This window comes from Pseudonocardia sp. P-1 (genome assembly GCF_058111925.1).
On record NZ_CM176614.1, the window covers coordinates 3,199,039 to 3,217,961 of the forward strand.

At 75.3% G+C, this 18,923-nt stretch carries 18 protein-coding genes and 2 pseudogenes; 6 read left to right on the plus strand and 14 right to left on the minus strand.

Features of this window, described 5'->3' with window-relative positions; translation table 11 throughout:
• Positions 1–8: 8 nt before the first annotated feature.
• The 5 genes from AC0GKK_RS15700 to AC0GKK_RS15720 form a co-directional block, all read right to left on the minus strand.
• On the minus strand, positions 9–659 hold the full coding sequence (locus AC0GKK_RS15700) for an RsmA family anti-sigma factor (protein WP_476653212.1): 651 nt from the start codon (positions 657–659) through the stop codon (positions 9–11).
• Positions 656–1,168 carry a sigma-70 family RNA polymerase sigma factor gene (locus AC0GKK_RS15705; RefSeq protein ID WP_073573699.1) on the minus strand — a complete coding sequence of 171 codons (513 nt, stop codon included), beginning with the start codon at positions 1,166–1,168 and terminating at the stop codon, positions 656–658. Before AC0GKK_RS15705 ends, AC0GKK_RS15700 begins: the two co-directional genes overlap by 4 nt.
• A gap of 77 nt (positions 1,169–1,245) precedes the next feature.
• A complete protein-coding gene (locus AC0GKK_RS15710; protein WP_405420741.1) occupies positions 1,246–3,009 on the minus strand; it encodes a protein kinase family protein in 1,764 nt (587 codons plus the stop codon).
• A gap of 229 nt (positions 3,010–3,238) precedes the next feature.
• A complete protein-coding gene (locus AC0GKK_RS15715; protein ID WP_489881957.1) occupies positions 3,239–5,515 on the minus strand; it encodes a DUF6049 family protein in 2,277 nt (758 codons plus the stop codon).
• On the minus strand, positions 5,512–6,060 hold the full coding sequence (locus AC0GKK_RS15720) for an NUDIX hydrolase (RefSeq protein ID WP_346101884.1): 549 nt from the start codon (positions 6,058–6,060) through the stop codon (positions 5,512–5,514). The genes AC0GKK_RS15715 and AC0GKK_RS15720 overlap by 4 nt, the downstream gene beginning before the upstream one ends.
• A 196-nt stretch (positions 6,061–6,256) precedes the next feature.
• Between AC0GKK_RS15720 and AC0GKK_RS15725 the strand changes: the two genes are divergently transcribed.
• From AC0GKK_RS15725 to AC0GKK_RS15735, 3 genes are all read left to right on the plus strand, one after another.
• On the plus strand, positions 6,257–7,741 hold the full coding sequence (locus tag AC0GKK_RS15725; protein ID WP_346101886.1) for a CCA tRNA nucleotidyltransferase: 1,485 nt from the start codon (positions 6,257–6,259) through the stop codon (positions 7,739–7,741).
• Positions 7,742–7,882: 141 nt separating this feature from the next.
• Positions 7,883–8,479, plus strand: a complete 597-nt coding sequence (locus AC0GKK_RS15730; RefSeq protein ID WP_073573695.1) for a YqgE/AlgH family protein — start codon at positions 7,883–7,885, stop codon at positions 8,477–8,479.
• A 235-nt stretch (positions 8,480–8,714) separates the two neighbouring features.
• Entirely contained in the window at positions 8,715–9,113 is a 399-nt protein-coding gene (locus AC0GKK_RS15735; protein ID WP_489881958.1) for a DUF427 domain-containing protein, read from the plus strand.
• Positions 9,114–9,128: 15 nt separating this feature from the next.
• Here the strand turns inward: AC0GKK_RS15735 and AC0GKK_RS15740 are convergent, their stop codons facing one another.
• Entirely contained in the window at positions 9,129–9,653 is a 525-nt protein-coding gene (locus AC0GKK_RS15740) for an SdpI family protein (protein WP_489881959.1), read from the minus strand.
• Positions 9,654–9,860: 207 nt separating this feature from the next.
• Between AC0GKK_RS15740 and leuS the strand changes: the two genes are divergently transcribed.
• Both leuS and AC0GKK_RS15750 read left to right on the plus strand, forming a co-directional pair.
• Positions 9,861–12,722, plus strand: a complete 2,862-nt coding sequence (gene leuS / locus AC0GKK_RS15745) for a leucine--tRNA ligase (RefSeq protein ID WP_489881960.1) — start codon at positions 9,861–9,863, stop codon at positions 12,720–12,722.
• 46 nt (positions 12,723–12,768) lie between these two features.
• The gene (locus AC0GKK_RS15750) at positions 12,769–13,524 is read left to right on the plus strand and encodes a hypothetical protein (RefSeq protein WP_489881961.1); all 756 of its coding nucleotides are present in this window, start codon (positions 12,769–12,771) and stop codon (positions 13,522–13,524) included.
• A 153-nt stretch (positions 13,525–13,677) separates the two neighbouring features.
• Here AC0GKK_RS15750 and AC0GKK_RS15755 read toward each other — a convergent pair whose 3' ends face one another.
• The 6 genes and pseudogenes from AC0GKK_RS15755 to AC0GKK_RS15780 all read right to left on the minus strand — a co-directional run bounded on the left by AC0GKK_RS15755 (position 13,678) and on the right by AC0GKK_RS15780 (position 16,487).
• The gene (locus AC0GKK_RS15755) at positions 13,678–14,133 is read right to left on the minus strand and encodes a HEPN domain-containing protein (protein ID WP_062398987.1); all 456 of its coding nucleotides are present in this window, start codon (positions 14,131–14,133) and stop codon (positions 13,678–13,680) included.
• On the minus strand, positions 14,130–14,885 hold the full coding sequence (locus AC0GKK_RS15760; protein ID WP_489881962.1) for a UPF0158 family protein: 756 nt from the start codon (positions 14,883–14,885) through the stop codon (positions 14,130–14,132). The genes AC0GKK_RS15755 and AC0GKK_RS15760 overlap by 4 nt, the downstream gene beginning before the upstream one ends.
• A 51-nt stretch (positions 14,886–14,936) precedes the next feature.
• Positions 14,937–15,176, minus strand: a complete 240-nt coding sequence (locus AC0GKK_RS15765) for a hypothetical protein (protein WP_174525533.1) — start codon at positions 15,174–15,176, stop codon at positions 14,937–14,939.
• Between the two features lie 87 nt (positions 15,177–15,263).
• Positions 15,264–15,395 (minus strand): annotated as a pseudogene (locus AC0GKK_RS15770) (DUF1707 SHOCT-like domain-containing protein); the annotation flags it as partial.
• Positions 15,396–15,537: 142 nt separating this feature from the next.
• Positions 15,538–16,356, minus strand: a pseudogene (locus AC0GKK_RS15775) (DMT family transporter); the annotation flags it as partial.
• The gene (locus AC0GKK_RS15780) at positions 16,353–16,487 is read right to left on the minus strand and encodes a hypothetical protein (RefSeq protein ID WP_255497419.1); all 135 of its coding nucleotides are present in this window, start codon (positions 16,485–16,487) and stop codon (positions 16,353–16,355) included. The pseudogene AC0GKK_RS15775 and the gene AC0GKK_RS15780, both read right to left, overlap by 4 nt.
• Before the next feature lie 82 nt (positions 16,488–16,569).
• Here AC0GKK_RS15780 and AC0GKK_RS15785 point away from each other — a divergent pair, with 82 nt between their 5' ends.
• Positions 16,570–17,484 carry a LysR family transcriptional regulator gene (locus tag AC0GKK_RS15785; RefSeq protein WP_489881963.1) on the plus strand — a complete coding sequence of 305 codons (915 nt, stop codon included), beginning with the start codon at positions 16,570–16,572 and terminating at the stop codon, positions 17,482–17,484.
• On the opposite strand, the gene AC0GKK_RS15790 is transcribed toward AC0GKK_RS15785, so the two are convergent.
• Together AC0GKK_RS15790 and AC0GKK_RS15795 are read right to left on the minus strand one after the other, a co-directional pair.
• Positions 17,453–18,172 (minus strand): SDR family oxidoreductase, encoded by a 720-nt coding sequence (locus AC0GKK_RS15790; RefSeq protein WP_482638647.1) that lies wholly within the window; start codon positions 18,170–18,172, stop codon positions 17,453–17,455. The two genes, AC0GKK_RS15785 and AC0GKK_RS15790, sit on opposite strands and share 32 nt — an antisense overlap.
• Positions 18,173–18,277: 105 nt before the next feature.
• Positions 18,278–18,877, minus strand: coding sequence for a C40 family peptidase (locus AC0GKK_RS15795; RefSeq protein WP_238589730.1), 600 nt, complete (start codon positions 18,875–18,877; stop codon positions 18,278–18,280).
• Between the last annotated feature and the right edge of the window lie 46 nt (positions 18,878–18,923).

Consider the following 18,923-nt stretch of genomic DNA (forward strand, 5'->3'; position numbering starts at 1 on the left):
CGGCCGGGTCAGCCGGTGGTGGTCTCGGCGAGCACCCGCGCGGTGCCCGGCCCGCAGTCCGGCGGTACGGCGACGAGGCGGTAGCGGCCCCGCTCCGGTCCGCCGAGGACGAGCAGGACCGCCGGGTGGCCGTCGACGGAGTGCGGGCGGGCCGTCAGGAACGGAGCGTCCGGTCGCGGGTCGCCGGCGGCGGTGAGGCAGGCGCGGACCCGGGCGGGGTCGTCGAGCGCGCCGACGGGGACCGCCGCGCCGGCGGCGGCGGACCGGAGCTCCTCCGGGGCGGTCCCGGCGACCGGGACGACGACCCGCGCGGTGGGCCCGAGGGCGGCGAGCCCGACCCCGGCGACGACGAGTGCCGCCGCGGCGACGGCGAGCGCGCGCCACGGGGTGCGGCGGCCCGGCGGCGGGCCGCCGGCCGCCGGAGCCTCGCCCCGCTCCGGTCCGGGAGCCGCTCGCGCCATCTCCGCGGCGAGCCGCGCCCGCATCCGCGCCGCCACGTCGTCCGGCATCGCCACCGGACCGAGTTCCCGGGCCATCCGCGCCCCGACCTCGACGAACGGTTCCTCGTCGGGATGACACGAAGCAGGTGAACATTGGTTGTCGTCGTACCGACGAGTGATCTCCGAGGAGTTGTCGTCGGATCGGTGAGAACTGCTCATCCCTCGTCCTCCCGCAGCACGGGGGCCAGCCGGGCCCGCGCACGGGCCCGGCGGCTCTTCACCGTCCCCGGCGCCACCGCCAGCATCTCCGCCGCCTCCGCGACGCCGTAGCCGAGCCCGTCCACGAGCACCAGCGCGGCCCGCTGGTCCACCGGCAGCAGGGCCAGCGCGTCGGAGACGGCGAGCCGCACCACGAGCCCGCCCGCGTGGTCCCGGGCCGCGACGACCGTCTCCAGGGCCCGCAACCGGTCCCGTCGCCGCCCGGCCGCGCGGAGCCGGTCGACGCAGTCGTTCACGAGGATCCGGTGCAGCCACGTCCCCGTCGCGGCGTCACCGCGGAACCCGGGCGAGCGGAGCGCGGACAGGAACGCCTCCTGCACCGCGTCCTCGGCCTCGGTCCGGTCGCCGAGCATCCGCAGGGCCACCGACCAGAGCCGGTCGGCGTACCTCCGGAACATCTCGTCCAGGTCGGGCGGGGCCCGGTCCGGGATCCGGTCGACGGTCGTCACCCGCGCACGGTAGGCAGCGCCGGGGGGTGCTCACGGGCGTTGCCGGGCCGGTCCGTCGCGATCGCGAACGGGGCGGCTCAGGGTGCGGTGCGGCGGAACCCGATGTCGTCGATCTGGGTCTGGTTGTTCGGCCCGAGGTTCGTGATCCACAGGAGCACGTGCTGGGTGGGGCGGCCCGGGTCGAGGCCGACCGTCGTCCGTCCCGACGACAGGGTGACGGTGTCGAGCAGCGTCGTCTCCGCCAGCGTCGGCTCGGCCGACGGGGCCGAGCGGACCTGCACGACCGCGCCCGCGGTCGGCGAGTCGACGGTGAGCCCGGTGAGCGGCTCGGCGGCGTCGAACGAGGCCAGCACGCCGATCCCGGGCTTGAGCGCCGGGAACGGCTGGAAGTAGCGGCTCGTCGTCCACACGGTGGAGGGGTCGCCGTCGACGACGTTGCCGACGGTGCCGGCGTTGTCCGCGTCGCCGACCGGGTCGAACACCGTCGCCGACACGTCCGGCACCGCGGTACCCGTCCCGGACGACGCGGCCGGGGCCCCGGCGGGGGGAACCTGCTGCTGCACCGGGGCGCTCGCCGCGGGCGGGACGACCACCGGCGGGGCGCCGCCACCACCGAACAGCATGCCCAGCTGCACGGCGACGTACCCGAGCACGATCAGCACGCCGACGGCGAGCACCCCGAGACCGATCCGCAGGTTGCGGCGGCGCCGGGGGTCGTTGCGGGTGTCGGGCAGCCGGTCGGAGTCCTGCCACACGTCGTCGGGCTCGGCGGGCGCGCCGTCGTGCACCGGCGGGAAGAAGGCCTGGTCGGCGTCCTCGGCGACGACGTCGGCCAGCATCCGGTGCATCGCCGCGGCGGTGTGCACCCGACTGACGCCGTCGCCCTGGCCGAGCGCACCGCTGCACAGCGTGTCCAGCTCCAGCGGCACACCGGGCCGCAGCTGCGACGCGGGCCGCAGCCGGCCCGCGGGCGTGCGGTCGGCGGCGACGAGCCCGGCGCGGGCGGCGTCGGACACCGACAGCGGCCAGCGCCGGGTGAGCAGGCAGTAGAGGATCCCGCCGAGCCCGCGGACGTCGTCGGCGGCGGACACCGACGGGCGCGGGAGCAGGAAGGCGAGCATGGCGCGCCCGTCCGGGGTGATCCGGACGCGCTGCGGGTGGTCGCAGCCGAGCACCAGGCCCTGCTGGTGGGCCTCGGTGGCGGCGGCCGACAGGGTCTCGACGGCCTTGGCGGCCCGCTGCGCGCGGATTGGGCCCTCGGCGACGGTCTCGGCCAGCGAACGCCCCGGCACCCACTCGGCGACGGCGGCGCCCAGCACGTCGGCCGGCAGGCCGTGCGTGCCCGGGGCCAGTACGTCGAGCAGCCGGGCGCTGCCGGAGTGCTCGAAGCAGCCCGAGCGCAGGGCACGCACGATCATCTCACCGGCGCGGGCGGTGCCCTCCGGGTCGTCGGAACGGTCGTCGGCGGGGAGCCTGCGCAGCAGCGTGACGCCGACCGGGCGGCGCAGCACGGTGTCCTCGGCGCGCCAGAACTCCGCCCCGGCGGCCGGGTCGGACCCGATCCGCTGACGGAGCACGTAGCGCTCGGTGAGCGGCGAACCCGCAGTGGTGCCCGCGGTCTCGCGGACGGTCGGGATGCGCTCGGTGGGCCGGGCCTGGGCCGGCACCGCGGGCACGGCGGCCGTCGGCTGCTCGTCGGCGGGTACTCCGGCGGTCCCGGGTGCGTCGGCGGTCGCCGTGGCGTCGGTGGGGTCGAGCGACGGGTGCGGACGGGGGGTCGCGTCGTCCTCGACGGGGTGGGGGCCGGTCCGGGCAGTGCGCTCGCCGATCTGCCCGCTCAACGGCCTCGCCCTCCCCTGGCGCTCGGTGTCGTGTCCGGCGTCAGCCTACGGCACTCGGTCGGATGTGGACGAGCCGAGAACACGCCCCGGATCCGTCTCCCCTGTCTTCGGAGAAGGGGCACCATCGGTTTGCCTCCCCGCCCTCCGGATTCGCCGGAAAGCACCTGTGATGCGACGAGCGGTCAATACCGGACGGCGAACGACAGCCGTGTTCTTTGTCTCTGCCGGCTCAGGAGCCGTGGACGCGTCCGGACGGCGCCGGTCCCGGTGGGACGGGGACGTCCGGGGGCGTGCCGGGCCCTGACCCGGGGCCACCGGACGGCCCGGCTGCGGCGGCCGGACGCAGCCGGCGCAGCACCCGCCGGACCACCAGGACCACGAGGACACCGCCGGCGATCGCGGTCAGCCAGACCGTGACCGTCCCGTAGACCGTCGACCGCACCCGTAGCCGGGTGTCCGGGCCGAGCGCGACGCCGTCGGGGGTGAGCAGGCCCGCGTCGACGCTGAACACCCCGGAGCGGGTGACCTGGGCGCTGACCCGCACCTGGACGCGGCCGCGCGGCGGGACCGCCTGCACCTCGATCGGGGCGACCCGCAGCCCGGTGGTACTCGACAGCACCACCCGCACGTTCATCGTCACCGGCAGCCCGTTGGCGACGGTGATCAGCAGCGGTGCGTCGCTGGTTCCGAGCGAGTACGGGCTGGGCGGCTCCACCACACGCACCGACGCGCGGATCTCGGCGATCCGGTCGGCGACGACGGTCTCCTCCCGCTCGGCGCGGGCCGGGTCGCCCCGCCACCACGACGACACCGCCCGCAGCGTGCCGGTCACCAGCGGGTCGAACACGTCGGCGGGGCTGGCCCCGACCCCGGTGCGGGCCTCGGCCGAGGCCCGCAGCGCCTCGATCGTCCGGACCTGGTCGGCCACCCCGGACACGATCGTCCCCGGGATCTCCGCGCCGCCGGCCTGCGGTGGGTAGAACAGCTGCGTCCCGCCCGCCTGCACGTCGCCGCCGACGAGGGTGGACAGGCCGGTCGGGGCGATCCGGCCGTCGTCGATCAGCGAGGTCAGGGCGGTCAGCACCCCGGCGGCGGCCGGCCCGTCCGCGGCCCAGCGGTGCGGCGGTGCGACGACCAGCGGGCCGCCGGCGTCCCCGGCCCGGAACGCGAGCGCCCCGGCGAGGTCCTGGCCGGCGAGCCCGCCCACGTCCCCCTCCTGGACCTCGACGCCCGCGGGTCCGGTCGCGGCCTCGGTGAGCAGCGGGTCGGTGAGCAGCGCGGAGTCGTCGCCGTCGCGGCCGGTGCCGTCGGAGCGGCCCACGCGCACCCGGCCGGAGGCCGTCGTGCCGGTCACCCCGTCGGCGGAGAGCAGCAGCCGGGTCCCGCCGCCGAGGGCGTCCAGCGTCGCCTCGTCGACGACGCCGTCGGCGGGCCACACGACGCCGTCGAGGACCGTGGTCCCCAGCTCGGTGGCCAGGGTCCGGCGGCCGCGGTCCAGCGCGGTCCTGGCGAGGTCGGCCTGCCCGCCGCGGACCAGGGCGACGAGGTCGGCGTCCGACGGCGGCAGCGCGATCACGCAGGTCCCGCGCGCGGCCGCGGTCAGCGCCGCGAGCCACTGGCCCGCCGCCTCCGCGCCGCGGCCGGGAACGGACTCGCCGGGGCCGGTGACGACGCCGTAGCCGTCGCGCATGGCGGCCGCGGTGGCGACGAGCTCGGGGTCGATCGCCAGACAGAGCGCGGCCCGGGTCGGGGATCCGGCGGGCGCGGCCGAGCCCAGCGCCTCGACAAGGCCGCGCAGCCGGCCGCCGTCGGCGAAGGAGGTCGCGAGGTCGTCGTCGGTCAGCAGTGGCGGCTCGCCGGGCAGCGGCGGGACGCGGCGCGGGGCGTCGGTGATCGGGTACAGCATCGTCACCGGCGCGGCGGTGACCGGCGACGACGGCGGCGCGGCCCCCGGCAGCGACGACACCGGCAGCATCGTGCGGACCCCGGCCAGCCGCGACGGCGTGCCGTCGACGGTCCCGTTGAGGTTCACCAGCAGCGGGTAGGTGCCCGGGCCGGGGAGCGCCAGCGTCGACTGCGGGGGCCCGGTGAGCGGGACGGCGTAGCGGAACGGGACCGACGCGCCCGGCGCGAGCGGGCCGAGGTCGGCGAACGGCGGCGTCGCGTCGTCGACCGTGGCCTCCCCGGCCAGCGCGGCCCGCAGCGCCGCCTCGCCGGCGAGCACCGGCCCGCGCTGCACCCGGACGGCCAGGTCGTCGACGATCCCCGGGCCGGTGTTGGTGACGGTCCCGGTGACGACCAGCTCGCCCGGCCCCGCCGACGTCACCACCCGCGGGGTCATCGTGCCGACGTCGAGCCGGACCGGGGCGACGGGCTGCTGGGCCGGTTGCTGCGCCGGGCGGTCCCGGGCCGCGGCCTGCGGGGCGCCCGCCGGGAACGCCGCGGGCAGGAACAGCGTCACCACCGCGGTGAACACGATCGCGACCAGGGCCGCGACCCGGCTCACGCCGTCTCCTCCAGCAGGTTGGCCGCATGCCGGATCAGCCGGCGCTCGTCGGCGTAGGCGAGGCGGCCCTCGAGCTCGTCGAGCGGCACCCAGGCCACCTCGGAGACCTCGACGTCCTCGTCGCAGAGCTCACCGCCGAGCGCGCGCATCAGGTAGTGGTGGACCGTCTTGTGGACGCGCCGGTCCTCGGCGACGAACCAGAAGTCGATGGTGCCCAGGGGAGCCAGCACCTCACCGATGATGCCGGTCTCCTCCTGCACCTCGCGCACCGCGGCCTGCTCCGCGGTCTCACCGGCCTCGATGTGGCCCTTGGGCAGCGACCACAGCAGCCGGCCCCGGCGGTCCAGCCGGCCGATCAGCGCGGCGGCGCCGGTCTGGGGGTGCACGACGAGCCCACCGGCGGACGTCTCGTCCACCGTGCGCAGCCGGCGACGGCGGTCCGGGGACCGGTCGGCGCGCCCGGCACGGCCGGCGCGTGCGCTCCGGCCCTCACGGCCGGGTTCCGCGCCGCGCCCTGCCGAGGAGCGGCCGCGGGAGGTGGACATGTGGCGATGGTAACGAGGAGGTGGCTCGGAGGGGGGTCGACGAGCCGCCCGCGGCCGTGGCGTCACCCGGTCGCCCTGCCGTCGATCAGCGGTCGAGCGGTACGGAGTGACCGGAGGACCCGTGCCCACCGGCCGGGCGCGTTGCCTAGACTGGCCCGTCGTGTCCTCGTCGTCCCCGTCCTCCACCGCCCGACAGGTGACCCGGCCGACCCGACCTCCGGCCGGATCCGCCCCGGACCCGGACGAGCTGCAGCGAGCACAGGAGAACGCCGTGGTCGCACTGCTCGACGTCCCGGCCGTCGCCGACGAGCTGGCCGCCCGTTTCGCCGCCCGCGGTCACCTGCTCTATCTCGTCGGCGGCAGCGTCCGCGACGCGGTGCTGCGCGGCACCGGCGCGTCGACCCGGGACTCCGGGGACCTCGACTTCACCACCGACGCCCGCCCCGAGCAGATCCTCGCGATCGTGCGCGGCTGGGCCGAGGCCGTCTGGGACACCGGGATCGCGTTCGGGACCGTCGGGCTGCGCCGCGACGGGCAGACCCTCGAGGTGACGACCTTCCGCGCCGACACCTACGACGGCACCTCCCGCAACCCCGAGGTCCGCTTCGGCGACACCGTCGAGGGCGACCTGGTGCGCCGCGACTTCACGGTCAACGCGATGGCGGTCGAGCTGACCGGGTCGCACCGCCGCTTCGTCGACCCGCACGGCGGGTTCGCCGCGCTCGCCCAGGGCGTCCTGGACACCCCGGACACCCCGGAGCGCTCCTTCTCCGACGACCCGCTGCGGATGCTGCGCGCCGCCCGGTTCGTCTCCCAGCTCGGGTTCACCCCCGCCGCGCGGGTCACCGCCGCGATGACGGCGATGGCCGACGAGCTGACCCGGATCACCGCCGAGCGGGTGCAGGCCGAGTTCACCAAGCTGATGATCGGCGACCACCCGCGGCGCGGCCTGGAGCTGCTCTGCGACACCGGCCTGGCCCGGCACGTCGTCCCCGAGGTCCCGGCGATGCAGCTGGAGACCGACGAGCACATGCAGCACAAGGACGTCTACACCCACTCGCTCGTCGTGATGGAGCAGGCGATCGAGCGCGAGACCGACGGGCCGGACCTCACGCTGCGCCTGGCCGCGCTGCTGCACGACATCGGCAAGCCGGCGACCCGGCGCAAGGAGCCGGACGGGCGGGTCTCGTTCCACCACCACGAGGTGGTCGGGGCGAAGATGACCCGCAAGCGGCTGCGGGCGCTCAAGTACCCGAAGGCCCTGGTCGACGACGTGTGCCAGCTCGTCTACCTGCACCTGCGGTTCCACGGCTACGGCAAGGGCGAGTGGACCGACTCGGCCGTGCGCCGCTACGTCGCCGACGCCGGCCCGCTGCTGGAGCGCCTGCACCGGCTGGTGCGCTCGGACTGCACCACCCGCAACCGGCGCCGGGCCTCGGCCCTGCAGCGCAACTACGACGGCCTGGAGGACCGGATCGCCGAGCTGCGCAAGCAGGAGGAGCTCGACGCGATCCGCCCCGACCTCGACGGCAACCGGATCATGGAGCTGCTGGGCATCCCGCCGGGCCCGGCCGTCGGGAAGGCCTACCGGCACATGCTGGCGCTGCGGATGGAGCAGGGGCCGATGGACGCCGAGCAGGCCGAGGTCGCCCTGCGGGCCTGGGCGGACGAGAACCTCTGATCCGTACGGGCGTCCCGTACGGACGTCCACACTGATGTACGTTCGTATTGTACGAACGTATGGACGATCATGTCCGGTGTACGACGATGCGGCGAACGGGTGGCGGCATCGCGTCCGCGCCGGAGGTGCGAACATGGACCCGTGCGGGAACACCGCGCCACGCGAGGCGCCGCTCTTCCCCCGGTCACACCGGGGAGTCTGCTCGTCGCCGCCCCCGGTCTGGGCGACCCGAACTTCTCGCGGACGGTCGTCTACATGATCGAGCACCGTCCGCAGGGCAGCCTCGGGGTCGTGCTCAACCGGCCGGGCCAGGCGGCCGTACGGGACGTGCTCCCGCGCTGGGCCGGGCTCACCAGTGATCCCGGGACCATGTTCGTCGGTGGTCCGGTCGAGGCGCGCACCGCGCTCTGCCTGGCCGCCCTGCGGACCGGGGAGACCGGTCGCGGGCTCGGCGGGCTGATGCCGGTCCGGCCACCGGTGCAGCTGGTCGACCTCGACTCCGACCCGGCGCCGCTCGCGCAGCGGCTGCGCGGCCTGCGGATCTTCGCCGGGTACTCCGGCTGGGACGCGGGCCAGCTGGGCGGCGAGATCGCCCGGGGTGACTGGTACGTCGTCCCCGGCCTGCCCGACGACCTGCTGACCACCGTCTACGACCAGCTGTGGGAACGGGTGTTGCGCCGCCAGGGCGTCCCGCTGGCGCTGCTCGCCACGTTCCCGCGTGATCCCGCCTGGAACTGAATCCCCGCGGGCGGTGAGTGACCTGTGGTGGGCCCACCCCCGGTCAGGACGCCGCGGCCGGTGCCGCGCAGCGCGGGTCCGCCGCGACCGTGCCGGGGGCCGCTGACCGGCCTACCGTGGGGGTCGTGCCGTTCGACCGTCGTCCCCGGCCCGATCCCGTCGGCCCCGGGCAGGAGTCGGTGTGGGACTACCCGCGCCCGCCCCGGGCGGAGCGGGTGCCCCGCCGCGCGGAGCTGTGGCACGGCGGGACGCTCGTCGCCGCTCGGACGACCTGGTCCGGGTGCTGGAGACCAGCCACCCGCCGACCTGGTACCTGCCCCGCACCGCCTTCACCGACGGCGTGCTGGTGCCCGGTGAGCACCGCACGTTCTGCGAGTGGAAGGGCGTCGCCCACTACTGCGACGTGCGCGTCCCCGGCGTGCCGCCGCTGACCGACGTCGCCTGGTGGTACCCGCGGCCGGACGCGCGCTACCCGGAGCTGACCGACCGGGTCGCGGTCTACGTGGCGCCGTTCGAGCGCATCACCCTGGACGGGGAGACGGTCCGCCCGCAGCCCGGCGGGTTCTACGGCGGCTGGGTCACCGACGAGGTCGTCGGCCCGTTCAAGGGCGGGCCGGGCTCCCGCGGCTGGTAGCCCGGGGCCCGCGGATCAGGCCCCGCAGGTCGGGCCCGCGGACCGGCCCCGCAGGTCAGGCCTCGCGGGTGAGCCCGGTGCGGGCCCCGGGCTCCGAGCCCGGCTCGGTGCCGGTCGCGTCGCGGCAGCCCGCGACCAGGTCGCAGCCGGCGCAGACCCGCCGCAGCTCGGGGCCGCGGCCTGCGCGGCGATCGCCGCCGCCGCGGCCCGCGCCCCGACCGCGCCCCCGAGACCGGCGAGCACGACCGTCCCGACCAGCGCGATCGCACCCAGCACCCACGGGGCGGCGCCGGTCCGGTCCAGGACCAGCAGCACCGTCCCGCCGACCAGGGCGATCGCCCCCGCGGCGCCGACCGGCGGCGCGGCCACCCGGTTGGCGATCGCGAACGCGTCGGCGGTCCGCAGGCTGTCCGCGGTGCGGACGCCGACGAAGCGGTTGCGCGGCAGCCGGCCGGTCGCCCCCAGCACGGCGAGGACGACGAGGACCACCCCGGCCAGCAGGAGCAGGGCGGCGAGGAGCAGGCGGAGCGTCGTGGGCACGTGACCAGGGTAGAACCCGCGGGAACGGGGACGCCCGCCCCGGCTACCCTGGTCACATGTGCACGGCCCGCCGACTTCCCGGCGCGGCGTCGTAGCCACAACACGGCGCCGCGACGGCCCCTCCTGCGTGATGCGCACGAGGGGCCGCGACGTGTTCCGGGCCCCGAGTCGGGCCGTCACGACAGGCATCCCCGAGGTGAGACGGACATGAGCACCGAGACCACGACCGCGTCCGAGCAGCGTGCGGACCGACCGGCGTACCGCTACGACGCCGAGATGGCCGCCCGGATCGAGCGGAAGTGGCAGGACTTCTGGGAGACCGAGCAGACCTTCCACGCCCCCGACCCGGGTCAGCCCGGCTCGGAGAAGCCGAAGGTCTACCTGATGGACATGTTCCCCTACCCCTCCGGGGCGGGGCTGCACGTCGGGCACCCGCTGGGCTTCATCGGCACCGACGTGCTGGGCCGCTACCTGCGGATGAACGGCCACAACGTGCTGCACCCGATGGGCTTCGACGCCTTCGGGCTGCCCGCCGAGCAGTACGCCGTCCAGACCGGGACGCACCCGCGGACGACGACCGAGGCCAACATCGCCCGCTACCGGCAGCAGCTGCGCCAGCTGGGCCTGGGCCACGACCCGCGTCGCTCGGTGTCCACCACCGACATCGCGTTCTACCGCTGGACCCAGTGGATCTTCCGGGAGATCTTCGAGTCCTGGTACGACACCGACGCCGACCGCGCCCGCCCGATCTCCGAGCTGCGCGCCGAGTTCGAGGCCGGCACCCGCCCGACCCCCGACGGCCGCCCCTGGGCCGAGCTGTCCGAGGCCGACCGGCGCGCCGCCGTCGACGGGTACCGGCTGGCCTACATCTCCGAGGCGCCGGTGAACTGGTGCCCCGGCCTGGGCACCGTGCTGGCGAACGAGGAGGTCACCCCGGACGGCCGCTCCGAGCGCGGCAACTTCCCCGTCTTCCGCCGCAACCTCAAGCAGTGGATGATGCGGATCACCGCCTACGCCGACCGGCTGGCCGACGACCTGGACCGGGTCGACTGGCCGGAGTCGGTCAAGGCGATGCAGCGCAACTGGATCGGCCGCTCCGAGGGCGCCCGGGTCCGGTTCCCGGTGCAGTCCGGCGCGGACGCGATCGAGGTCTTCACGACCCGCCCGGACACCCTGTTCGGCGCCACCTACATGGTGCTGGCGCCCGAGCACCCGCTGGTCTCCTCCCTGGTCCCCGGGCAGTGGCCCGACGGCACCGACCCGCGCTGGACCGGTGGCGCCGCGACGCCCGCCGAGGCCGTCGCGGCGTACCGCGCCGAGGCCGCGCGCAAGTCCGAGCTGGACCGCCAGGAGAACAAGGACAAGACCGGTGTGTTCACCGGCGCGTACGCCACCAACCCGGTGAACGGCGCGGCCGTCCCGGTGTTCGTCGCCGACTACGTACTGATGGGCTACGGCACCGGCGCGATCATGGCGGTGCCCGCCGAGGACACCCGGGACTGGGACTTCGCGGCCGCGTTCGGGCTGCCGCACGTGCGCACGGTGCAGCCGCCGCCGGACTGGGACGGCGGCGCGTACACCGGCGACGGCCCGACCATCAACTCCGCGAACGACGAGATCAGCCTGGACGGGCTGGGCGTCGACGAGGCCAAGCGCACGATCATCGACTGGCTGGCCGCGAAGGGCGCCGGCGAGGGCGTCGTGCAGTACAAGCTGCGCGACTGGCTGTTCTCCCGGCAGCGCTACTGGGGCGAGCCGTTCCCGGTCGTCTGGGACGAGCACGGCCCGATCGCGCTGCCCGAGGACCAGCTGCCCGTCGTCCTGCCCGACGTCGACGACTACTCGCCCAAGACCTACGCCCCGGACGATGCGAACTCCGAGCCGGAGCCGCCGCTGTCCCGGGCGCACGAGTGGGTGGCCGTCGAGCTGGACCTGGGTGACGGCCCGAAGCAGTACCGCCGCGAGACGAACACGATGCCGCAGTGGGCCGGGTCGTGCTGGTACTACCTGCGCTACCTGGACCCGGAGAACACCGAGCGGTTCGTCTCCGCCGAGGCCGAGAAGTACTGGATCGGCAAGGACGCGGCCCGGTCGGTCGCCGACCCGGGCGGCGTGGACCTGTACGTCGGCGGCGTCGAGCACGCCGTGCTGCACCTGCTGTACTCGCGGTTCTGGCACAAGGTCCTGTTCGACCTGGGCCACGTGAGCAGCGAGGAGCCGTTCCGGAAGCTGTTCAACCAGGGCTACATCCAGGCCTGGGCCTACACCGACGCCCGCGGGACCTACGTGCCCGCGGAGGAGGTCGTCGAGGTCGTCGGCGAGGACGGCACGAGCGCCGGTTTCACGTGGAACAGGCAGCCCGTCACCCGGGAGTACGGGAAGATGGGCAAGTCGCTGAAGAACGTCGTGACGCCCGACGACATGTGCGACCGCTACGGCGCCGACACCTTCCGGCTGTACGAGATGTACACCGGCCCGATGGACGCCTCGCGTCCGTGGTCGACGCGGGACGTCGTCGGCCCGCAGCGGTTCCTGCAGCGGGTGTGGCGCAACCTGGTCGACGAGGGCACCGGTGCGGTGACCGTCGTCGAGGACGCGCCGTCGGAGGAGATCCTGCGGTCGCTGCACAAGGCGATCGCCGGTGTGCGCGAGGACTTCCCGGCGCTGCACTACAACACCGCCGCCGCGAAGCTGATCGAGCTGAACAACACGCTGACCAAGCGCGGGGCGCCGGTGGAGCGTGAGGTCGCGGAGGCGCTGGTGCTGATGCTGGCGCCACTGGCCCCGCACATCGCCGAGGAGCTGTGGCAGAAGCTGGGTCACGAGGACACGCTGACCTACGCGCCGTTCCCGGTCGCCGACGAGCGCTACCTGGTGGCGGACACCGTCGAGTACCCGATCCAGGTCAACGGCAAGGTCCGCTCGCGGGTCACCGTCGCCGCCGACGCCGCCCAGGACGACATCCGGGCGGCCGCGCTGGCCGACGAGAAGGTCGTCGCCGCGCTGGACGGCGCCGAGCCGAAGAAGGTCATCGTCGTGCCGGGGCGCCTGGTCAACGTCGTCCGGTAGGGAACGCAGGCGACCTCCTGCCCGTTGAGCGGGCAGGAGGTCCGTCATGAGCGCAGTCCTGACCCTGATCGTCGTCCTGGCCGTCGTCGCGGCCGTCGTGTGGCTGGTACGGCGGCACAACGCGGACTCCGCCGCCGCTCTGGCGGACGCCCAGGCCGAGTCCCGGCGCTGGGTGGAGCGTCTCGGCGGCCAGGTCCTGGCCCTGACCGGGACCGACGACCCGAGCCGTCAGGCGCTGGCCGACGCCGCCGAGCGCTACACCGCCGCGGGCTCGCAGATGGAGCAGGCGCGCACGGCCGCGCAGTGCCGTCAGGTCACCGAGACCGCCTACGAGGGTCTCTACTACATCCGCGCCGCACGCACGGCGATGGGCATGGACCCCGGGCCCGAGCTGCCGCCGCTGCCGGGCCAGTCCCGCGCCGGTGAGGTCACCGAGGACCGCGAGGTCGAGGTGGAGGGCCGCAGTCTGGGCGCGTCGCCGCAGCCGACCGACCGGAACAGCCATTACTACCCCGGCGGGACCGTCGCCGGGCGTCCGGTGCCGCGCGGCTGGTACTCCGAGCCGTGGTGGAAGCCGGCACTCGTCGCCGGGGCCTGGGGCGTCGGTTCGGCGCTGCTGTTCACCTCGCTGTTCAGCGGGATGGCCGGCGCCGACCAGGCCGCCTACGCCGACGGGGCCGCCCTCGACGACCCGGGCTTCGACGGCGGTGCCGACGGCGGCCTCGACGGCGCCGACCAGGGGGGCTTCGAGGGCGGGGGCCTGTTCGACAACGACTCCGACTTCGGCGGGGACTTCTTCTGACCCGCGCGCCGTAACGGCCGGCGGCCCCCGGCGGCATCCCCTCGTCCGAGCGACCAGCCCGTGGTCGGACGGCGAGAGGGGCCACGTCATGACGTACCACCTGCAGGCGGTGCGCGGATTCTCCGACTTCCGGGGGCGCGCCCGGCGGGCCGGTCAGGCGCGGGACCCGCGCCGGACCGGCTTCTCCGGCCGCCGGGTCGCCCCGGTCCCCGGGTCCGGCGGCCGGGACAGGGCCGGCTCGGCGAGCCAGGCCTCCACGGCGTCGAGCACGAACGCGGCGTCGTCGAGGGCCGCGCGCGCCTCCGCCGCCGGGGCGGTCACGTCCGAGTGGTCGGCCAGCGCCCGCCGGTTGTAGAGCGACCGCAGCAGCCGCCCGGCCCGCGGGTCCAGCGACCGTTCCCGCACCACCCGGCGGACGAACGCGCTGACGACCTCGGAATGCTCGGCGCGGGTCTCCCCCAGCACCAGCAGCGCGGTCTCGGCGGCCCGGAACGCGGCATGGAACGCGCGGGAGACCGCGGCGTCGCCGAAGCCGTTCTCGGCCAGCACCCGGGCCCCGCCCAGCTCGACCCGGGCCCGCGCGATCCCGCCGTGCACCCGCCGGGTCACCGGATCCGCACCGCCTCGGCGCGGGCACGCACGACCGTCGGGTCGGCGGCACGGACGAGCTCACCCTGGCCGACCGGCAGCACGCTGATCGTCAGCCCGGTCCGCCGGGTGTGCTGCCACAGCACGTCGTCCATCGCGCGGACCTCCTCCCAGGGCAGGATCGGGAACCCGTCGTCGTCGAGGACCACGAGCAGGTCGATCGCGGACTCGACCGAGCCCTCCCCGCTCGCCCAGGACCCGAACAGCAGCACCTGACGCAGCCGGGGGCCGTAGAGCAGGCCCAGGTCGTCGGCGACGGCGGCGGGCACGTCGTCGTTGGACGGGTCCGGGTCGGGGTGGCGGGCCCTGAGCCGCTCGCCGTCGTCGGCACCGATCAGGCCGGCCGCGACCAGCCAGTCCGCCGCGCGCCGGCGGGAACGGGCGTCGCGGAAGCGGTACCACTGGTCGCGGACCTCGGGGAACTCGAACAGCGTGTTCTTGAACCGGCGGAACGCACCCCGGCCGTCGATCGCGCGGTCCAGCAGCGCCGCGGCCCGCCGGTGCTGCACGCCCGCGGTGAAGTCGAACATGTCCCGGTAGGACTCCCGGCTGGTCACCGGCCGGATCTCCACCCAGTCCGGACCGGGCCGGTCGTCGCCGGACACGCCGTGCACCTCGGCGTCGGCCGGGTCGAGGTACCAGGTGACCTCCGGCGTGCGGTCCTCGAGCGCGTCCGCCAGTGCGGACAGGTCGAGGCGGGCGGGGTCGAGCACGGGGCGACTCTATGCCCGGCCCGGTGCGCGTGGCAGCCGCCGCGGGACCCTTCAGTCGTCGTCCTTCTCCCCGGAGCCGAAGAAGAAGTGCGCGACCAGGACCGCCCCCCAGATCCCGATCGGGAAGATCGGCCAGAAGAACGGGAGTCCCTCCCCGTCGGAGGACGAGGCGAACGCGGTGACCACCCAGATGCCGGTCAGGATGACCGAGGTGCCGGCCCACGAGCGCCACTCGGTGAGGTGCTCACGCCTCGCCTCGGCCTTCTCCACCTGCGCCGTCTCGGCACGCACCGACGGCAACGTCGTGCGTTCCACCGCGGGCAGGTCGGTGACCAGCCGGTCGAGGTCCGCGCGGACGGTCGCCGCGTAGGCCTGCTGCAACCGCTCGTCGTACTCGATCAGTGACAGCCGGCCCTCGTCGTGCGCCAGCTTCAGCCGTTCCGCGGTCTCGCTGCGGTCGGCGTCCGACACCCGCATCACGGACCGCTCGTCGTCCCTGGACTCCCCCATGCCCGTCGAGCGTAGTGACGGGGAGGGACACGGGGGTCTGTCGTTCGGACGATCCCCGCCCCCGGGGCGGAGCCGAACGGGTGGCGACCGCGACGCCGACCAGGCACAGCAGACCGCCGGCCAGCGCGGCCGGTGCGGGCACCTCCCCGAGCAGTGCCCAGGACAGTCCGACGACCACCGGCGGGATCGCGTACGTGGTGGCGGCCAGCCGCCCCGCGGTCGTGCGGGTCAGGGCGTATCCCCAGGTCAGGAACGCGACTCCGGTCGGGAACACCCCCAGGTAGACGACGCCGGCGACGGCCGTCGGCGGCGCGGTGGCGAGCGCGGCGACCAGCGACGGCAGGAACGGCAGCAGCGCGACGGCCCCGGCGACGGCGCCCGTCCAGGTCATCGTCAGGGCGTCGACCCGGGGCAGCAGCCGCTTCTGCGCGACGGCCGCGCCCGCGTAGACCAGTGCGGCGAGCAGCCCCAGCAGCACCCCGGACAGGTCGGCGCCCCCGGCCGACGACGCCGCCGCGATGAGCACCACCCCGGCGAACGCGACGGCCATCCCGGCCAGCAGCCGTGCCGGGAAGCCCTCGCCGAGCAGCAGCCCGGCGAGCACGGCGACGACCACCGGTGCCACGTTCACCAGCAACGCGGTCGTGCCCGCGTCGAGGTGCCGCTCGGCCGCGTTCAGCGCGAGGTTGTAGACGCCGAACCAGGCCGCGCCCCAGATCACGACCGCCGCCAGCAACCGTCCGCGGGGCAGGGGTGGGCCGGGTCTGGGTCTGCGGGCGCGGACCACGGTCAGGATCGCGGTCAGGGTCAGGGCCCCGACCAGCATCCGTCCCAGGGCCAGCGCGCCCGGCGACAGGTCGTGGCCGACGGCGCGGATGCCCACGAAGGCCGAGGCCCAGAGCACGACGGTGGTGGCCGCGGCGGCGAGCGGCAGCAGTCCCGGCGGGGTCGCGGCGCTCACAGGGTGGGCCGGCGGGTGTCGTAGCCGGTGCGGACGGGCAACCGTCGCGGTCGTTCCCGGAACAGCCGGTACAGCGCGGCGAGGGTGGCGGGGGTGGTGAGGGCGAGCAGCCCCAGGTTCACGGTGGTCATGGAGACATCGTCGAACCGCTCACGGTTCAGCACCAGCGATATGTTCTACCTCTGGATTCAGTTCTGCTGTACGTTTGTCCGCGTGCTCGACGCTCATCGCCTGATGATCTTCCGGTCGGTCGTGGCCGGTGGGTCGGTGCAGTCCGCCGCCGCCAATCTGGGGTACACGCCCTCGGCGGTGAGCCAGCACGTCACCGCACTCGCCCGGGAGACCGGCCTGGTGCTGTTCGAGCGGGTGGGGCGCGGGCTGCGGCCGACCGCGGCCGGGCTCCTGCTGGCCGAGCAGGCCGACGCGGTGCTCGCCCGGCTCGGTGAGGCCCAGGTACTCGTCGAGGACCTGCGCACGGGGCGCACCGGGTCGCTGTCGGTGGCCTACTTCGCCTCCGTCGGGTCCGCCTGGATGCCGCGGGTGGTGCGCAGGCTGACCACCGGTTTCCCGGGGGTCCGGCTCGACCTGGCCCTGCGTGAGTGGCTGCCCGACGACCCGGCCGACCGGTCGGACCTGCAGATCGCCGTCGAACGACCGGAGTTCGAGGCCTGGCCCGGGTTCTCGGTGCACCACCTGCTCGACGACCCCTACGTCGTGGTGGTGCCCGAGGGGCACCCGCTGGCCGGGGCGGAGCAGGTCGACCTGGCGGAGCTGGCCGGGCAGCGGTGGGTGGACAACGACTTCGCCCGCGGGTGGTGCCGGCGCAACCTGATCGAGGCCTGCGCTGCCGCCGGGTTCCGCCCGCCGTTCCACGTCGAGGCCCACGACTACCGCACGGCGTTGGCCTTCGTCGCCGCCGGCATCGGCGTCACCGTGCTCCCCCGGCTCGGCGCCGTCGACCTGCCGGCCGGGACCTGCGCGGTGCCGGTCGTGCGGCCCACGCCGGTGCGGACGATCCTGGCGGTGGTCCGGGACGCCGCGGCGGCGGCGCCACCGCTGCTGGCGGCCCTCGACGAGCTGCGCGAGCAGTCGGCCCTCAGCCCTGCGGGCGCACCACGATCTCGGTGAGGTGCGCGTCGCGGGTCGCGGTCAGTGCGGCCAGGATCGCGGCACCGACCGACTCGGGGCGCAGGAACCGCGAGCCGTCGTACTCGCCGCCCTCGTGGGCGACGACCCGCTCCTGCATCGCCGTGTCCACCCGGCCCGGGTGCACGGAGGTGACCCGGATGCCGTGGCCGGACTCCTCGGCGCGCAGGGCGTCGCCGAACGCGCGCAGCGCGAACTTGCTCGCCGCGTAGGACCCCCAGCCCGCGCGGGCGGTGATCCCGGACCCGGAGTTGACGAGTACGACGTCGGCGCCGGTGTCGGCGCCCGCCGCGCGCAGCGCGGGCAGCAGCAGCCGGGTCGTCTCGGCGACCGCGACGACGTTGACGTCGAACTGGTGGCGCCAGGTCTGCGCGGTGGTCTCCGCGACGGTGCCCAGCTCGCCGACCCCGGCCGAGTGGACCAGCGCGTCGAGCCGGTCGATGCCGTCGAGGGCCGTGGCCAGCGCGTCGTCGTCGGTGAGCTCCACCGCCACGGTGCGGACCGCGACCGGGCCCGCCTCGGTCAGCTCACCGGCCAGGGCCTCCAGCCGCTTCTCGTCCCGGCCGCCCAGGACCAGGTCGTAGCGCGGCGCGAGCAGCCGGGCGGTGGCGGCGCCGATGCCCTGGGAGGCACCGGTGATCAGGGCGAGCGGGCGGCGCGGAGCGGTCACCCGGTGAACCTACGACGACCGGCCCCGTCCTGCGCGAGGACGGGGCCGGTCGTCGTACCGGGGAGCGGGCGCGCTCAGAGCTGAGCCTCGTTCCGCAGGCTTCTCTCAGACCCGGCGGGCCGAGTTGAACGGCATCCGGTCGATGTCGGAGATCTTCACCGGCTGGCCGCTGGTGGAGGCGTGCACGATCTGGCCGCCGCCGATGTAGATGCCGACATGGCTGACCGGGCTGTAGAAGAACACCAGGTCACCGGGCTTCAGGTTCGACTTCGACACCTTGGTGCCCACCTGGGCCTGGGCCCGGCTGGTGCGGGGCAGGTCCTTGCCCGCCTTGGAGAAGGCGTAGTGGACCAGGCCGGAGCAGTCGAACGCGCTCGGGCCGGTGGCGCCCCAGCGGTAGGGCTTGCCGAGCTGGGCCATCGCGGTCGACATCGCGCCGCTGCGCGCGGCGGCGGCCTGCGCGGCCGGGGCCGCGGCCTGCGCCGCGGAGGAGACCGACAGCGCGGCCGGGTTCGAGCCGAGCGCCGGCAGGACGTTCGCGGCCGGGGCGACGTCACGGGTCACGGTCTCCGCGGCGGGTGCCGCGGAGGCGGCGTCCGTGGGTGCCGCGGTGGCGGCGGGGAGCACGGACAGAACTGCGGCCGCGGCGGCGGTGGTGGCCACGACGGCGACGCGGAGCGCCGGAGCGGAATGACGCTGGGGCACGGTGGGGTCCTCGGGATGTTGCACCACCGGAGGAGCGGTCGGGGCG